This is a genomic window from Paenibacillus sp. MAHUQ-63, from assembly GCF_028765165.1.
In the GTDB taxonomy this organism is placed as follows: Bacteria; Bacillota; Bacilli; order Paenibacillales; family NBRC-103111; genus Paenibacillus_E.
The window spans coordinates 689606-705795 of sequence record NZ_JARADB010000003.1; the positions used below are offsets into that span (position 1 = coordinate 689606).

The 16190-nt window shown below is 51.7% G+C and carries 14 protein-coding genes; 5 read left to right on the plus strand and 9 right to left on the minus strand.

What is annotated here, in order from left to right; all coding sequences use genetic code 11:
- Positions 1 to 619: 619 nt before the first annotated feature.
- Positions 620 to 1408 carry a helix-turn-helix domain-containing protein gene (locus PUT07_RS19140; RefSeq protein ID WP_274469958.1) on the minus strand — a complete coding sequence of 263 codons (789 nt, stop codon included), beginning with the start codon at positions 1406 to 1408 and terminating at the stop codon, positions 620 to 622.
- A gap of 235 nt (positions 1409 to 1643) precedes the next feature.
- On the opposite strand from PUT07_RS19140, the gene PUT07_RS19145 reads away from it, so the two are divergent.
- The 4 genes from PUT07_RS19145 to PUT07_RS19160 are packed head-to-tail and all read left to right on the plus strand — an operon-like array spanning position 1644 to position 6498.
- On the plus strand, positions 1644 to 3146 hold the full coding sequence (locus tag PUT07_RS19145; RefSeq protein ID WP_274469959.1) for an ABC transporter substrate-binding protein: 1503 nt from the start codon (positions 1644 to 1646) through the stop codon (positions 3144 to 3146).
- A gap of 24 nt (positions 3147 to 3170) precedes the next feature.
- Positions 3171 to 4136, plus strand: coding sequence for a carbohydrate ABC transporter permease (locus PUT07_RS19150; RefSeq protein WP_274469960.1), 966 nt, complete (start codon positions 3171 to 3173; stop codon positions 4134 to 4136).
- On the plus strand, positions 4133 to 4993 hold the full coding sequence (locus PUT07_RS19155; RefSeq protein WP_274469961.1) for a carbohydrate ABC transporter permease: 861 nt from the start codon (positions 4133 to 4135) through the stop codon (positions 4991 to 4993). Before PUT07_RS19150 ends, PUT07_RS19155 begins: the two co-directional genes overlap by 4 nt.
- A 29-nt stretch (positions 4994 to 5022) precedes the next feature.
- A complete protein-coding gene (locus PUT07_RS19160; RefSeq protein ID WP_274469962.1) occupies positions 5023 to 6498 on the plus strand; it encodes a sulfatase family protein in 1476 nt (491 codons plus the stop codon).
- A gap of 35 nt (positions 6499 to 6533) precedes the next feature.
- On the opposite strand, the gene PUT07_RS19165 is transcribed toward PUT07_RS19160, so the two are convergent.
- Positions 6534 to 7370, minus strand: a complete 837-nt coding sequence (locus tag PUT07_RS19165) for an AraC family transcriptional regulator (protein WP_274469964.1) — start codon at positions 7368 to 7370, stop codon at positions 6534 to 6536.
- A gap of 148 nt (positions 7371 to 7518) precedes the next feature.
- Here PUT07_RS19165 and PUT07_RS19170 point away from each other — a divergent pair, with 148 nt between their 5' ends.
- Positions 7519 to 8655, plus strand: a complete 1137-nt coding sequence (locus PUT07_RS19170) for a glycoside hydrolase family 88/105 protein (protein WP_274469965.1) — start codon at positions 7519 to 7521, stop codon at positions 8653 to 8655.
- Between the two features lie 303 nt (positions 8656 to 8958).
- Here PUT07_RS19170 and PUT07_RS19175 read toward each other — a convergent pair whose 3' ends face one another.
- The 7 genes from PUT07_RS19175 to PUT07_RS19205 form a co-directional block, all read right to left on the minus strand.
- Complete coding sequence (locus tag PUT07_RS19175; RefSeq protein WP_274469967.1) at positions 8959 to 9720, minus strand: DeoR/GlpR family DNA-binding transcription regulator; 762 nt, start codon at positions 9718 to 9720, stop codon at positions 8959 to 8961.
- 123 nt (positions 9721 to 9843) lie between these two features.
- Positions 9844 to 10887, minus strand: a complete 1044-nt coding sequence (locus tag PUT07_RS19180; RefSeq protein WP_274469968.1) for a phage baseplate protein — start codon at positions 10885 to 10887, stop codon at positions 9844 to 9846.
- Positions 10888 to 10891: 4 nt separating this feature from the next.
- Complete coding sequence (locus PUT07_RS19185; RefSeq protein ID WP_274469970.1) at positions 10892 to 11749, minus strand: glycerophosphodiester phosphodiesterase family protein; 858 nt, start codon at positions 11747 to 11749, stop codon at positions 10892 to 10894.
- Positions 11750 to 11765: 16 nt separating this feature from the next.
- Positions 11766 to 13100 (minus strand): ABC transporter substrate-binding protein, encoded by a 1335-nt coding sequence (locus tag PUT07_RS19190; RefSeq protein WP_274469971.1) that lies wholly within the window; start codon positions 13098 to 13100, stop codon positions 11766 to 11768.
- Between the two features lie 48 nt (positions 13101 to 13148).
- Positions 13149 to 13958 (minus strand): carbohydrate ABC transporter permease, encoded by an 810-nt coding sequence (locus PUT07_RS19195; RefSeq protein WP_274469972.1) that lies wholly within the window; start codon positions 13956 to 13958, stop codon positions 13149 to 13151.
- A gap of 38 nt (positions 13959 to 13996) precedes the next feature.
- The gene (locus PUT07_RS19200) at positions 13997 to 14875 is read right to left on the minus strand and encodes a carbohydrate ABC transporter permease (protein ID WP_274469973.1); all 879 of its coding nucleotides are present in this window, start codon (positions 14873 to 14875) and stop codon (positions 13997 to 13999) included.
- A 151-nt stretch (positions 14876 to 15026) separates the two neighbouring features.
- Entirely contained in the window at positions 15027 to 16127 is a 1101-nt protein-coding gene (locus PUT07_RS19205; protein WP_274469974.1) for an alcohol dehydrogenase catalytic domain-containing protein, read from the minus strand.
- Between the last annotated feature and the right edge of the window lie 63 nt (positions 16128 to 16190).

The window sequence follows — 16190 nt, forward strand, 5'->3', positions numbered from 1 at the left end:
TGCTGCCATACTCGGCTCGCTTCAACTCTAACGGACACCGGAGACGTTATTTGCCGATTTTCGGGGGAATTCCCCCCGAAATGAGCAAATAACGGCGCTGGTGTCCGTTACATATTCGCAGCAGCCTATTGGGCCCATGCAAGGGCTGCTGTGTCCGTTAGCGGGCTGGGCGGCGCAAGCTTCCCCCGCGAACGCGACCTCGCCGACCGGGCGGGCGGCGCGCAGTCCGCGCGATGCTTGCCGCTTCGGCGGCGGGGCTGAGCCTCGCCGGTCCAGCACGGCCAAGCCCGCACGGCGCGGCTAACGGACACCACGGCCGTTAATGCTGCCATACTCGGCTCGCTTCAACTCTAACGGACACCGGAGACGTTATTTGCCGAATTTTCGGGGGAATTCCCCCCGAAATGAGCAAATAACGGCGTTGGTGTCCGTTACAAGTTCGCAGCAGCCTATTGGGCCCATGCAAGGGCTGCTGTGTCCGTTAGCGGGCTGGGCGGCGATGCCTCCCCCGCGAACGCGACCTCGCCGGCCGGCTGGACTCAGCTCCTTTATCTTTTATCGTCTTCCCTGAGCCGACGGGAGAGTGCCCATAAGCGGACGCCTGCCGATAAATCCCACGTCAGTCCCCCTTGGCCACAAAGGCCGTCGGCGACATCGAGGTAAACTTCTTGAACATTTTGAAGAAATAAGAGGTGTCGTAATAGCCCAAATACTGCGAGATTTCCGTAACGCTCATACTTGAATTCACCAATAAATTACGCGCCTCCAGAATCCGCAGCTGATGCATATATTGGATGGGAGATTGTCCGTTAACCTCTTTAAACAAGGAGATCGTATAGTTGGGTGAACGCTGAATCATCTCTGCAAGCTGCTCGATCTGGATGGGGGAGCGGTAGTTTTCCAGAAGATAGTGCTGAATGGTTTTAGCCAGCTTCATCTTGATCGGCGACAGATCCAGCGCCTCCGCTTCACGTCCGACCAGAGCCAGCAGCTCATGCAGGATGCCTGTGCGAATGAACTCGAACATATACTTCCGCTCCATATCCTCCCTGTACAGAAGCATAAACCGTTGTTTGAAATACTCGAAATTGCGAATTTTCAGATGTAACAGACGCCCGTTCTTCAAGAACGGAATACCGGTATCCCCCTCGTTCATGCCGTAATGATTGTATTGGAACAATACGGTATATTTCTGATGCGGCTCTTCATTCCCATTCTCGGCCGCCCGGCTGGTCCCCTTAGGTATAAGCAGCATATCCCCTTCTTCGGCCATCCGTTTCTCCCCGTTCAAGGTGTATAACACTTTCCCCCGAGTAACCAACACGAGTATATGATAATTAATGATATCGAGTTGGTTGCGCCAGTTAGGAATGAGATTGTCAAAATACGTGGAATAGATCGTTAGCATGCTGCATGCCGCCTCCTTATGCCCTTAAGCCCAAGATCTAATATGTAGTAATATACACTATAGTATGGCGTGTTTCCTCGAAAATTTGAAGGTTACACCTATGAATCGGAGTAGTTTTATACAATTAATAATTGAATTATACATGGACGCCAAAATCAGCCGATCCTATAATTTACAGTATCACCCCTAAGATTGAAAGCGATTTCCTAAAGCGATTATAAGGAGGAATGTCCCTATGAAGCTTAGCCTGCGTACAATGACGCAAGCCATTGCCGTTAGCAGTCTGATTTCACTGAGCGCCTGTTCCACGGCGGATTCCCCGCCCGCAGCTTCGGCACAAGCAAATGCCGCCGGTGGTAGCCCTGGCGCCGATAACGGTCAAGTCGTCTTACGCATCATGGACTGGAGCGACAGCGTCAAACAATTGCGCGAAGAGTTCCACCGGAAGTTCACGGAGAAATATCCGAACATCAGAATTGAGTATACACAATTGACGATCGACCAATTCAAAAATACTGTACTGACAGCGGTCAAAACGAATGACGCCCCGGATTTATTTCCCGTCCCCACCGGTATGAAGCTTACGACTTTGGTGAAAGAAAACTGGTTTCAGCCTCTAGATCCATTCATTGACGATACCTTCAAAAACATGTTCGTCGAAGGTACTTTTCAGAACGGCACCACGATGGTAGACGGTAAAATTTACTCCATTCCCGAAGCCCTTTCTCTCCCGAGCACACTTGTCTTCTATAACAAAAAGCTGTTCAAGGAAGCAGGACTCGATCCCGAGAAACCACCGGTTACATACAATGAGTTTCGTGACTATGCGCGAAAAATTACGGCGGCCGGCAAAGGCAAATATTACGGCATTATCGAAGGCGGCAAACAGAGCAATCGTTGGCTTTCCACGCTGAGGGAATGGTCCTCGCTCGGCGGCAGCGGCCTGAACGGCAGCGCGCCGGTAAGCTTGGTTACGAAGCAGCCGACCTACGATTCGCAGCCTGTACTCGATCTCTTCGCCTTGTTCAAAGGCTTGGCGCAAGACGGCAGCTTCCATCCCAAAACGATGAGTATCTCGGCTCCGGAAGCCCGGGCGTTATTCGCTCAAGATCAGGCGGGATTCATTATCCAGGGAGCATGGAACGTGGGGGTATGGAATAAAGATAATCCCCAGTTGGACTACGGTGTGATGGCCCCTCCGCTGCCCGAATCGGGGCTGAAGGGCTCGATCCCGGTCACGAGCAATTCGGCTTGGATCGGACTCTCCGCCAAATCCAAGCATCCGAAGGAGGCTGCGCTATATTTGAAGGAATTTTATGGCGGCGATTTTTTTCAAGCCAAACGAGTTGAATCCGGAGATTCCTTCTCGGTCGTGAAAGGCGTTAACGAGAAGTATGCCAAAGCACCGCAGTTGAAAGCTTATTACGATATCGTTCAACAATATGGGCGTATGATTCCGGACCCCAGTGTGCGCAATCCGGATACAGCCGCTATTTTTGCAGAGTTCAAGGACGTACACCCGGACGCCGGAGAGATTCTGTCGGCGGTCGTCGCCGGAGCCATGAAGGATGAGAAGAGCGCGCTTGCCTTATATTCCAAACAGCTTGGAACTGCCTGGAACAGCGCGATCGAAGCGGCCAAGGGCAAAGGTGCCAAAGTGTCCGGTTCCGACTTCGAGTTCCCGAACTGGGATCCGATGAAGAATTATACGGCGGACGATTATAAAGCTCTGAAGTAATGGCTTCGAATGAGGAGGATTGACATGGAGAATGTCATTTCAGCACCTGAGCAGCATCGGTCCGTGCCCCGGACCCGCAGTAAACGCCGCCGTGCCATTCAGCTCTGGTGTTTGCTGTTTATTGCACCGAACTTGATTTTTTACGCAATGTTCCAAGGATGGCCTATCCTCATTAACTGGTACTATGCCCTGCATGACTGGTCGGGCCTCAGCTCGGACATGCCATTCGTCGGGTTGCAGAACTTCAAGGAAATCACCCAAGATTTGTACTTCTGGAAGGCCTATGCCAACAGCTTCAAGTTTATGTTCGGGTCCGTTCCTCTGCTTCTGCTGCTGGCCCTGTTCCTTGCCCTCGTGCTGAACAATCCCAGGCTGCGGGGAGCGACGATTTACCGGACTCTGTATTTCATACCGGTTGTCACGACAGCCTCCATCGTCGGGATCATTATGGTGTATATTTGGGGCTCGGATGGCGCCGTCAATGCTTTGCTTACCGCGCTTGGTATTATCGATCAACCGATTAACTGGCTTGGCGACGCCAAATGGGCAATGACAACGGTGATTATGATTTATGTGTGGAAAAACCTCGGCATGAATATGATCTACTGGCTGGCAGGACTGCAAACCGTCCCCCGGGAGCTGTACGAGGCCGCCAGGGTGGACGGGGCCGGCCATCTGCACACTTTCTTCTCTATCACGCTGCCGCAAATCATTCCGATCGGCCTTGTCATTCTGCTGCTGAATATCGCCGGATCCTTGAAAGTGTTCGATCTCATCAAAACGATGACGGAAGGCGGGCCTTTCTACGCTACAGATGTGGTCTCCACGTACATTTACCGGTATGCCTTCTCCAGTGAAATGGGCTTGCCGCGTATGGGGTATGCATCCGCAGCCGGAATTCTCTTCGCTTTCACGATCATCGTGGTTGCCGTCATCCAGTCCTGGGTCAATAGCAGGTTGAAAAATTCCAGCAGAGGAGAGCGCCTATGAATTCATTGGAAACCAAAGCACTCCATCGCAATGTCAAGTCGGTTCGCGGAATTCTCCTGCACATTGTTCTCTCTGCCCTAGCATTCCTCTGGATCTATCCGTTTCTATGGATGATTTCGGCTTCATTCAAAAGCCAGGATGAATTTTTCACCAAAGGGCTCAGCTTGATCCCCTCGTCCCTGCAAGTATCCAACTTCGTCCGGGCATGGGATGCCGGCCATTTCGACCGGTATTTCCTGAATTCGATCGTCATCACGGTTGCGGTCATCTTCATTGTACTATCGATAACTTCCACGTGCGGTTATGCGCTTGGCAGATACGCCTTTGCAGGCAAGCAATTCATCATAACCGTTCTGGCCGCCAGCATCTTCGTGCCTCTGGAATTTTCGATCATCCCGGTATTCGAATTAATCAAGCACTTAGGATTGATGAACTCGCTTGCGGGCATCATTCTGGCCGAATCCGGCGGCGGACATCTCGTCTTCGTGCTCTTATTCGCAGGCTTCTTCCGGCAAGTGCCCAAAGAGCTTGAAGAAGCTGCGATTATGGACGGCTGCGGATTTCTGCGCACTTTTTTCCATATCATGCTGCCTCTCTCCAAACCGATTGTCGGCAGTGCGGTCATCATGCAGTTCATCTGGACGTGGAACTCGTTCCTGCTTCCTCTCGTTCTCACGTTAAGCAATCCCAATTTGAGAACTTTGGCTGTAGGTCTGTATGCGCTGCGCGGTGAAAATATCGTCGACTGGACGGGCATCGCTGCGGGAGGAACGATTGCCTTGGTTCCGATTATTCTTGTATTTCTGCTGCTTCAGCGCTACTTTGTCGACGGCATGGCCGGCGCCATTAAAGGGTAACCCAAATCATTTCGAAGGAGAATGTCTATATGAAACGAAACAAAACGAGAGTCCTGCTGCTGGATCTGGATTCCACCCGCCCGGATCATTTGGGCTGCTACGGCTACCACCGGAATACATCCCCCAATATTGACAGCATCGCCAAAGAAGGCGTTCGCTTTACGAATTATTACACCTCGGATGCGCCATGTTTTCCGTCGCGCACCGCTCTGATGACAGGCAGGTTCGGTATTCACAATGGCGTAGTCGGCCATGGCGGGACGGCTGCGGATGTCCGGCATGAAGGAACGGACCGGGCTTTCCGCGACCGTCTGGGGAAAGAATGCTTGCCGGCCATTTTCCGCAATGCCGGCATGAAGACCGCTCTAATTAGCCCATTCGCCGAGCGTCATTCGTCCTGGACCTTCTATGCCGGGTTCAATGAAATGCATAACACAGGCAAAGGCGGCATGGAATACGCCGAAGAAGTAACGCCCGTGGCTCTGAACTGGATCCGCCAGCATGCGCAGGAGGATAATTGGTTCCTGTACGTAAACTACTGGGATCCGCATACGCCCTACAGGACACCGGAAGATTTCGCCAATCCATTCGAGCAAGACCCGCTTCCCGCTTGGATTACGGATGACGTGCTGGCTGCCCATATGAACAAAATAGGACCGCACAGCGCGAGCGAAATCAATATGTATGACAATCGCACATTGCCGCAGTACCCGCGCCACCCCGGGGAAATTACGGACAGAGCCGGCCTGCGAACGATGATCGACGGATACGATATGGGCATCCGCTACATGGATGAGCATATCGGCCGCCTCTTCCAAGAGCTGAAAGATCAAGGTGTCATGGACGACCTGATCGTCATTATTACCGCCGATCACGGTGAAAATATGGGCGAGCTGGGCATTTACGGCGAACATGGAACGGCAGATCAAGGCACGTGCCGTATTCCGATGATTATACGCTGGCCGGGACTCATGTCCAATCACGTGGACAATAGCCTGCACTATCATTTGGATCTCGCTCCGACGCTGGCCGAACTGCTGGATGCGCCCGCTTCTCCGAGCTGGGACGGAGCCAGCTACGCTGCCGCCCTTCGCACCGGCGAATCGTGCGGAAGAGATTTTCTCGTAATTTCCCAATGCGCGCATGTTTGCCAGCGAAGCGTCCGGTTCGGGGATTGGCTGTATATCCGAACCTACCACGACGGCTATCATCTGTTTGACAAAGAGATGCTGTTCCACCTCGGCCGCGACCCGCATGAACAATATAATCTGGCGGCCGAGCACCCTGAAATTTGCCGGGAAGCCGTCTATTATTTGAATGAATGGCATGATGAGATGATGCACAAGATGCCGTTCGACGTTGATCCCCTATGGACCGTAATGAAAGAAGGCGGCCCTTACCATGCCAAAGGCTTCCTCCCGGACTATGTGAAGCGTCTGGAGGAGACGGGGCGCTCGTATGGGATCGAAGAACTGAAACGACGTCATCCGAGGGAGTTCGCCTAAAAACAACGAAGCTGCCGTGTTGGTTCACGGCAGCTTCATCTTTCTTTTCTGTAGTACAACGGAACATGTCCCGTAACGGACTTGAAGACTCTGCCGAAATGCGTAACACTGCCGAACCCGACCTTCTTCGCAATCAGACTGACTTTCATCGACGTTTGCTCCAGCAGCTTCTTCGCTTCTTTGATCCGCACGCTGTTCAAATATTCCACGAACGTGAAGCCTGTCGCCTCTTTGAAAAAACGGCTCAAATAATAAGGACTGACGTAAAATTTCTCAGCCAGCACGTGAAGCGGCAGGTCCTGCATATAATGGCCGTTCATATAACGAACAACTTCCGAGATTCTTTCGTGCATGGGGCTTGGCGACTCCGCCGGTTCCATACTGTTCGCCTTCACATGCCGGCAGCAAATGATCAGCAGCTGCAGTACCAAAGTCTGCGCATACATCTCGAAGCCGGACCTGCTGTCCTGGATTTCCTGCATGATCGTGCGGGCAAGCGCCTCAAGGGTATGCCGGTCATGCAGAGGACATTTGACGATGATGTACTCGTTCTCGAACAGCGGCTGCAGAATGTCCCGGTAAGCGGGATTGACGGCAGCCATATATTGCTCATGAATATTAACAATGAGCCGCTCGTGCTCGGGCATCTCTGCATTGGTCGTCCGATGGAGAATATTCGGAGAAATAATAATGACATCCCCCTCGTTCATGACCAGCGTCCTGTCTTTTATGAAAAATGCCCGATTGCCGGACATCAAATAGTAGATTTCGAAGGTGCTGTGAAAATGACTGATCGGCATATGGTGGCTTAACGCCTTCCGGTGAGAGACCGAGAAGGTGCTGTCTTCATTATTGTATTGGAAACTCCCCATCGAATTCCGCCTCCCCACTCTCTTGTCACCCATTATACGCCTCTCCATAAATCCTGCAAGATATAAGAAGAAATCCGAGTTTTAAGCAAAAAATGTACATATTCCTCTGCTAAGATAAGGTTTATACAAGTGAAAAGGAGAGTACAAAATGAATTCTTCTCAATCCAATCTTAAAATCGAGAATATCGGTCGCGAAGCTTTCACTCCGCTAGAATGGGCGGAAAAAGCGTGCGAGGCGCTCATGACAAAATTCGAACCGGAACAGCTTCCGCCGGACCGTTTTCACTATCACCAGGGTGTGTTCCTCTCAGGGATGGAGAAATGCTGGAAGGAAACGAAGAAAGAGAAATACTATGACTATCTGAAGCGGTGGGTGGACAGCCAAGTCCTTGCCGACGGCAGCATCAAAAAATACAAGCCCGATGAGCTGGACGATATCCAGCCCGGTGTACTTCTCTATAACCTGTATGAGCAGACGGGAGACGAGCGGTATAAAAAAGCTTTGTATACGCTGGTGCCGTTACTCAAGTCTTGGAAAACAAATCCGTCCGGCGGGTTCTGGCATAAGGAGCATTATCCGAATCAAATGTGGCTGGACGGTCTGTATATGGCCGGCCCGATTGCCGTCCAATTCGGCCAGACGTTCGGCGAAAGCGAATATTTCGACATGATGACGTTCCAAGCGATTCTGATGGAGCAGCATACGAAGGACCCTAAGACCGGATTGCTGTACCACGGTTGGGACGAGACCAAAGCGGCTTCGTGGGCTGACCCCGAGACGGGGTTGGCACCGGAATTCTGGGGACGCGCAATCGGCTGGTATCCTGTCGCCTTGCTGGAAATGTTCGAATACCTTCCCGAGAACCATAAGGACAAAGCGCAGTTGGTCAGCATCCTGCAAGACCTGCTTATCGCCTTGACGAAATACCAAGATGCCGACACGGGCCTATGGTATCAAGTCGTCGACAAAGGCGACCGGGCCGATAATTGGCTGGAAAACTCCTGTACGGCTCTTTACGTACATGCCATTGCCAAAGCCGTGCGGTTCGGCTACCTCGACGTCAACTATTTGCAATATGCCTGGAAAGGCTATCAAGGCGTTATCGATACGTTGAAGTTCGATGAGAACGGCAACGTCGTCATCGGCCAAATCTGCATCGGCACAGGGATTGGAGACTACGCCCACTACATCGCTCGGCCTACCAGCGAGAATGATTTGCACGGCGCAGGCGCCTTTATTCTCATGTGTGTGGAGATGAGCTTGGCGCAGCAAACGAATTTGTAGCTACTGCCGGGCGCAGTGCCGCCGCTTGCCAAGCCGCACTGCAGCCGCCGCGCCTCGGCCGGCCGGCTAACGGACACAGCGGACCTTATTCGGCAGTTCGAGGCCGGCATGAGATTCTAACGGACACGGGAGCCGCTAATCGCCCATTCGGGCGTCGTTTTGCCATAAAAGCCGGCAAATAAGAGCTCCGGTGTCCGTTACATTTGAAACACGGCCGGTTTCACCCGAATAGCGGCCATGGTGTCCGTTACGGCACAATTAAACAAGGCCCCTCTGCCGCGACAGAGGGGCCTTGTTTATGAATCAAACCGTAATGACATCCATTCCGCTATCGCGAAATTGCCGGACCGCACTCTCCGAAATCCCGCTGCCTGTGATCAGGGTATTGATGGACGTACACGGAGCGACGGTATGCAGGGAGACTTTGCCGATTTTGCTGTCGTCCGCTACGACGATGATTTTCTCCGCAGCCTCGATCATCCCCTTCTTCGTCGGCACAAGCTGCGCTTCCGGATGCATAAGGCCATATTTGGGATGAATGACCGGTATGCCGATGAACGCCTTCTGCACATGCAGAGATCCGAGCACATGATCGGTGAACATGCCGTTTAGCATATAGCTGGAAGGATAAAGCTCGCCGCCGGTAACGATCACTTTGATGCCGGGAGCGTCTCTCAGCTCTGTCGCAACATTCATATCATTCGTGACGACGGTAATGTTGGAGCGCTGAACCAGATTCTTGGCAATATGCAAGGTTGTCGTCCCGGAATCGATAATGATATGTTCCCCATCCTCGACGAGACTTGCCGCCATTTTGCCGATCCGGTCCTTCTGATCCAAGTGGTGGGCAGCTCTTTCGTTGAAAGACGGCTCATTATTCGTCCATTGATCGATCGTCACGCCGCCATGCGTCCTCTTGGCCAGCCCTTTCTGCTCGATCTCCTCGAGATCTCTGCGGATCGTCGCCTCATGAACGTTAAATTCCTGCGCCAATTCGGCGATGGTGGCAACACGATGAATTTTTACATATTCGACGATTCGAAATTTCCGTTCAGCCGCTAGCACAGGGCACCTCCTTCTTTGCGCAATTCTACCCCTCATAAGTTCAAAATAGATCGTTTCCGCTCAATTTTGCTTATACATTATTATAAGTTTTTTATAAGGTCAAGTAAAACTTACGACTTTTCACTATTCCGCCTTGGGCTCGTCGCGGTTCTGTATCGCTTCACCCGGAAGCAGACGGTCGAATGTGAACATGTTGGCTAACCGCAGGGGGGTGAACGCCGATGCAAAGCCTACGCTGAGCTCCGCTTTCTGCGGATGCTTGACGTCAGGTATACGAACGGCCAGCCCCTCCGGCTCTCTGAAGGACAAATCGCTGCCCGCTGTGATCAGCTGTTTATCGACAACCTCGCCCGTATTGAAATCCACGGTGGTAATGTACGTATTCCCGACAGGTTCAACCGATCCGGAAGAGCCGTATGAACTGCCTTCCAACAAGTACAAATATTGTCCGTAAGAGGCGAATCCCTGGAACGTGCCGACACTTGGCTGGACTACATCCGCAATCGGTTCATACCGGTTCCGCTTGACATCCTCCAACGCGTATACGCCGAAGTGAAATACGCCGTCCTTCCGGTACCGCATCGTCAGCAACTCGTTCGCCGCATCGATATTGACGGTTGTCCGGTCCGCCCCCTGGACGAGCACATGCTTCTGAAGCTCCGGCGACTGAGGGGTCAAGATTTTACCGTTCTCGAACTTGAATCTGGTGATGACCGTCCCCCAGCCATCCTTTCCTTCCGCTACGGAATTGGTTTCCGTCCATAGATAGGGGACGCCGTCCTCCGTCTCGAGGCCGATCTGCACGCCATGGCCGAATCCTTTCAAATACATGTAGCCGGTTTTGTTGCCGTCGGCGTCCAGCTGCGTCAGCGCCAGGTCGCCGTTCAGGCTGCGGTTCGCTCCGCTTACAGGTGCAGCTTCGCCCGGAAGCGTTAGCCCGCCCGCCATCAATTGAACGGTATACGTGTGCCCATTGACGTTATCGAAAGCAAACGATTGCAGAACGGTTCCGTTTTGCAGCGTTTTGTCCCGGATGAGTTCCGTCCCCTGAACGGACAAATCGAACATTTTGGCATTCCATTTGGCAGGCTTCGCGCTTGCCGTTCCATGGATAGATCCCAGCAGTGTCAACGCCACGATGCCTGCAATCCACATATTTGTTTTCATCGGCTTATTCGACCTCTCCTTCGCAATCCAAATATTGCTTCACCAGCTCAACGAACACACTCGGCTCGTCAACCGCATAACGCCGAATCCCCATGTCCAGCAATTCGAATAAATCTTTCCGTTCCAATTGGAACGGAAGCACTTCCAATTGAAGCCCCGCAGCGCTCAAATGCCCGAGTGCCTCCTCGAGGAACGCCTTCGGCAGTTTATACCGCCAAGACCGATGCTCCTCCAGGTCCTCCAGGTCCTCCAAGTCCGGCAGATGAAGCTGAACGATATCGAGCGAATCAAACCCGGTTTGGCGGACCTCCGCGAACTTGCTCACGGCCGCTTCCGGGAAGCGCGCAGGAATCCACAGCATCGTGCGAATGCCGGGAATCAACCGTTTGATCGTCTTGCAATTCTCATGATCGTTGTGAGCGAAAATAATTTGTCCGGCTGTGCCAGATTCCCGAATCTGTGCAGCCAGCACCTCCAGATCCACCTGTTTGAAGTCCAGATAGAGCTGACGCTCGGGGTGCTGCGATAGAACCGCCAATACTTCGTTCAGCGAAGGGACCTTTTCCATGCGGAACCGCTCCCCGAATTTGACGCCGGCGTCCCACTGGCGTATCTGCCCGAACGTAAGTTCGGAGATCAGCCTGTCTTGCTCAGCCTCGGGAACAGCCGTCGTTCGTTTCGGCGTCGCATCATGCATACCGATGATGACGCCATCGGCCGTTTGCCGGATATCGATCTCCGGAATCCCTCCCAGCTCCCAAGCGTAATTCATCGCTGCCATCGTGTTCTCAGGCGCTTCCGAATTCGAATTTTGGTGCGCCTGCCATTGAATGGCCTGCTTGCCCGTCAACTTGGCTTTCATGGATATGTCCCTCCGATTATTTGGATTTCAAGATACGTTCCGATTCCTTCTTGAAAGCATCCAATGAAGTATTGATATCCTTGCTGTCGTACATAATCGCTTGCATCACCGAATGGAACTCTTTCATCACTTCCGGCCATACGACACTCTTGTTCGTATCGGTCGCGAATTGCAGTTGATCGTAAGCGACTTTGCGGTTCGGTTCTTTCGTCCATAGATCCTGGAGCTGTTTCGTCTCAACCATTTTCTTAGTGAATGGCAGATAGCCGGTATCGATGATGAACTGTAAGCCGCCTTGCGGATCGGTTTCTACCCAATTGATGAATTCCCATGCCGCATTCTTGTTCTTGGAGCCGGACGTCATCGCAATATTGGCTCCGCCTGTAGGCTCGGCGTTTACTTTATCCTTCGGCATGAAAGCGGTTACCATCTTGAACTTGACATTGGATAGCGAGCCCATGACCCCTGTGGACTGAAACATCATGCCGACTTTCCCGTCCGTAAACATCTGATTGACGATGCTTCCGGAGTTTTGTGAAGGCGGGTAGTACAAGGCTCCTGTACTTTGCATATCTTTCAAGTAGCTGAACACTTTGTTGCCGATGCCGTTATCGATGAATCCGAGCGAGGTTGTTTGGTCATTGAAAAATTTGCCGCCTGCTTGCGTGATGAAAGCGATTGGATACCACGAATCGTGAACCATCGTCAAGCCATAACGTTTGTACTCGCTGCCTTCCTTGACCACAAGCGCGTTGGCCACTTTCTTCAATTCGTCCCATGTTGTCGGAACGGCAAGCCCTTTCTCATCCAGCATATCCTTATTGATATAGAAAATTGGCGTAGAGCGGTTGAGCGGCAAGGATACCAATTTATTGTTAAATGTGGAATGCCCCATCAAGCCAGGAACGAAATCGTCAGCGCTCAGCTTCGAATTTTTCATATAGGAATTGAGATCCTGCAAAACGTCGGCGTCCGCAAACTGCTCGACATAAGCCCGTTCCAGCATCGTCACATCCGGTGCGGTATTAGCTGCAATAGATTGCTGCAATTTGGTAGCGGTTTCATCATAATTGCCTTGAAACGTTCCGACCACTTCGATGTTCGGATGGGAAGCATTGAAGCGATCGATCATCGCCGTCATGTATTCGCCTGTTTTGCCGCCAAGAGAGTGCCAGAATTGAAGCGTAACCTTGCCTTTGGCCGGTTCGGACGAAGTCTTCGCCGCCGGAGCTGGAGCCGTTCCCGGAGCCGCCGACCCTTCAGAACCGCCGCTTCCGCCGGACGAACATCCTGCAAGCAAGCTTGTGATTGCGACTGCGGATACCACTAATTTACCAAATTTGTTCTTCATGTACTTACCCCTCCATCATTTGGATTAGATTGTCATACCTAAATCAAGTTATTTAATGCCGGAGTAGACGAACGCTTTGACAATGTATTTCGAACAGAACGCATATACAATCAGAATAGGAATGACCAGCACAACATTGGCAGCCATTAGAATATTCCAGTTGCTGACACCCTCGGTTTCCTTCAGCATGGAAATACCGATGGTCAGCGGTCGAACGCTGGTGGAGTCAGTCATGACGAGCGGCCAAAAGTAATCGTTCCAATGGCTGACGAAACTGAACAACACGATCGTCGCGAGTGCGGGCAGCGCCATAGGCGTCAGAATGTTCCACATAATCCGGAACTCGCTGGCATTATCCATTCTGGCCGCCTCGATAATCTCCTCAGGCGCTTGCATGAAATATTGGCGCAGCAGGAAAATCCCGAATGCATTGGACATGAATGGTAGGATTTGCGGCAGCAGCGTCTTGATCATCCCCCACTCCGCCAGCATCAAATAGACCGGAATGAATGTAACCTGGCCGGGAATCATGAAAGCCAGCAGCACCATGCCGAACAAGATGGTTTTTCCGCGGAAATTGTACTTGGCAAAGGCATATGCGGCTGGAATCATCACGATCACTTGCAGGATGATGACAGAAACGGTCACGATGACCGAGTTCCTCGTATAAGTGAGGAACGGCCCTGCGCCCATGGCGTCCGAGAAATTGTTCCACTGCGGCATGGCCGGAACCATCGTCGGCGGGAACGTCATGATTTCATCGTAAGACTGAAGCGAGGTCGATATCATCCATAGAAACGGGAATATAAAAATGAGCAGAAGCGCAATTTTGAATATAAAGCTTAAGGTTCGCTTCATGGCAAATCGGACTCTCCTTTTTCATCCTCTAGTTGCCATTAGGAATAATGGACTTTTTTGGACAGTAATCGGAAGTACAGCACGGTCAATAGCCCAATTGCCGCCATCAATACCACACCCGTCGCTGAAGCATACCCGATATTCGTTGTGCGGAACTCATAAATGTAGTAGACCAGCGTGTTGGTAGCTTTATTAGGACCGCCGCCTGTCATAATTCGGACCGTATCAAAAACCTTGAAGGAACCGATCGTCATAATAATCAGGATAAAAAAAAGCTGCGGCGAAATCATCGGAATCGTGATGGAGAAAAGCACACGAAATTTACTGGCGTTGTCAATGGCTGCCGCTTCAAGGATCTCCTTCGATATTCCCCGGATAGCCGCAATAATAATCAATGCATAATAGCCGATGCTGTGCCATACCGAAACGAGAATAACCGAGACAAGCGCCGTTCTCGAGCTCTGCAGCCACTGAGACGGAGGCAGACCGAGCGCTTTCAACATGTAATTGAGATAGCCGACACTCGGCTCCATCATCCAAAGCCAAACGAGCGCAATGGAGACGATCGAAATAATATGAGGCGTAAATATCCCGACTTGGATGAGAGAATTAAACTTGCTGCTATGGCTTAACCAGACGGCAATAATCAGGGATAAGGCCAACGTCAGCACGACGACCCCGACCGTATACAAGCACGTATTCCACAACGACTTGTAAAAGTCTTCTCGCGTGAAGATCTCGGCGAAATTATCCAGTCCGATGAATCGGCTCTTCGCCTTGTTCAGCATGTTGTACTTGAAAAAGCTCAAGTACACTAGATACAAGATAGGGTAAATCACAAATACTAAGATGCCTGCCATAGCCGGCGCAATCATAACATAGGGGCGAAGCTTGCTCCAAAGCCTCATCTTGTTCAAATGAATCCTCCTTCCACTAGGGTCCGTGAGTAATACCTGCGCGATAATGTTCAAAATTATGTGGTAAACGCTTTCTTTTGTGCTTAGATAAGTTTACTTCAATTCATTATTTTTGTCATTACTCGAATTGCTTCTGCTTCTGAGCTTCCATTCACCACTTGATGTCCAATAAAACCTTCTGCCACCCCCTGTTAGCTTCTGCAAACTCCATGGCGTGCGAGAAATCTTCAGAGGATTGGATTGACTTCCGTTCATTCGGCAGCAGTTTTCTCAAAGTCGCCTGGCACCGCACATCTTTCATCGCTTCCAGCACGGGAATGAAATCAGGGATGGAGCTCCGGCTGCTGCCTCGCATTGTGATGCCTTTCTCCAGAACGTCGCGCGTATTAATGGGCACCCTGTCTTCGGTGACTCCCATTAGGATAAGATGACCTCCGGGATTCAAAACATCAATCGCTTGATTAATGGCGCTTTCTGAGAATTTGCCCCCGGTGCATTCCAATGCGACATCATATTTGCCGCCTTGGGAGAAGTCGTAATCCTGCACCAGCCTGCAGGTTGCAAATTCGAACTGCGCCAGCTTCTCCGGAACGGCGCCGAACACCGTCAGCCGGTCTTGGCTTACTCCATAAACATGATGAAGCATCGCCGCCGCCAAATATCCGACCGGACCGTCTCCGAACACGACAACGCGCGCCTCCTTCAGCGTCTCCGCAATATGGCTGAGCGCTTGATAGGATACGGAACTGAGCTCCGTCAACACGGCAATCTCATCCGGCACTTCATCGGGAATCGGGATCGCGCTTGCGGCCGGGATGACCAGCCGGCTCTGCATGATGCCGTCCGTCCCGCTCCCCAAGAAGCGCCCGCGTTCGCAATAGTTCATTCCTTTGCCGCTTCTGCACGATTCGCAGCAGCTCTGGCGGTCCGCCCCATCCAGCAGATAACCCTGAATATTCGGAACGATAACAACCCGCTCGCCAACTTTCACATTCGGCGATGCGCTCGCCTTCACGATTCCGATCCCCTCATGGATGAGCGCCATAGGGAGCTTGCGTTCCAATGCTTCCGCTCGCCGTTGACCGCTGTAATAGCGCAAATCTGCATGACAGACGCTGCCCAGCGACGGTTCCACAACGACCTCCCAATCATGAACTTCCTTCTCAAGAACCTTCTCTTCCACCACATGGGGCTTGGTGAGGCGGTACACACGAGATTGGACGTAATTCGGTTTTCCTTCAGCCTGTTCCACGTACGATTCCTCCCAACTTCATCTCTCAAGCTCTTTAATGTTCATTTTATGCATTAATAAGTT

Bases quoted from the DNA above. Each gene is read 5' to 3' on its own strand.
- PUT07_RS19170 (WP_274469965.1), top strand. From the start codon at position 7,519: ATGAATTCTTCTCAATCCAATCTTAAAATCGAGAATATCGGTCGCGAA.
- PUT07_RS19185 (WP_274469970.1), bottom strand. From the start codon at position 11,749: ATGAAAGCCAAGTTGACGGGCAAGCAGGCCATTCAATGGCAGGCGCAC.
- PUT07_RS19150 (WP_274469960.1), top strand. From the start codon at position 3,171: ATGGAGAATGTCATTTCAGCACCTGAGCAGCATCGGTCCGTGCCCCGG.
- PUT07_RS19160 (WP_274469962.1), top strand. From the start codon at position 5,023: ATGAAACGAAACAAAACGAGAGTCCTGCTGCTGGATCTGGATTCCACC.
- PUT07_RS19155 (WP_274469961.1), top strand. From the start codon at position 4,133: ATGAATTCATTGGAAACCAAAGCACTCCATCGCAATGTCAAGTCGGTT.
- PUT07_RS19140 (WP_274469958.1), bottom strand. From the start codon at position 1,408: ATGCTAACGATCTATTCCACGTATTTTGACAATCTCATTCCTAACTGG.
- PUT07_RS19190 (WP_274469971.1), bottom strand. From the start codon at position 13,100: ATGAAGAACAAATTTGGTAAATTAGTGGTATCCGCAGTCGCAATCACA.
- PUT07_RS19145 (WP_274469959.1), top strand. From the start codon at position 1,644: ATGAAGCTTAGCCTGCGTACAATGACGCAAGCCATTGCCGTTAGCAGT.
- PUT07_RS19195 (WP_274469972.1), bottom strand. From the start codon at position 13,958: ATGAAGCGAACCTTAAGCTTTATATTCAAAATTGCGCTTCTGCTCATT.
- PUT07_RS19165 (WP_274469964.1), bottom strand. From the start codon at position 7,370: ATGGGGAGTTTCCAATACAATAATGAAGACAGCACCTTCTCGGTCTCT.
- PUT07_RS19180 (WP_274469968.1), bottom strand. From the start codon at position 10,887: ATGAAAACAAATATGTGGATTGCAGGCATCGTGGCGTTGACACTGCTG.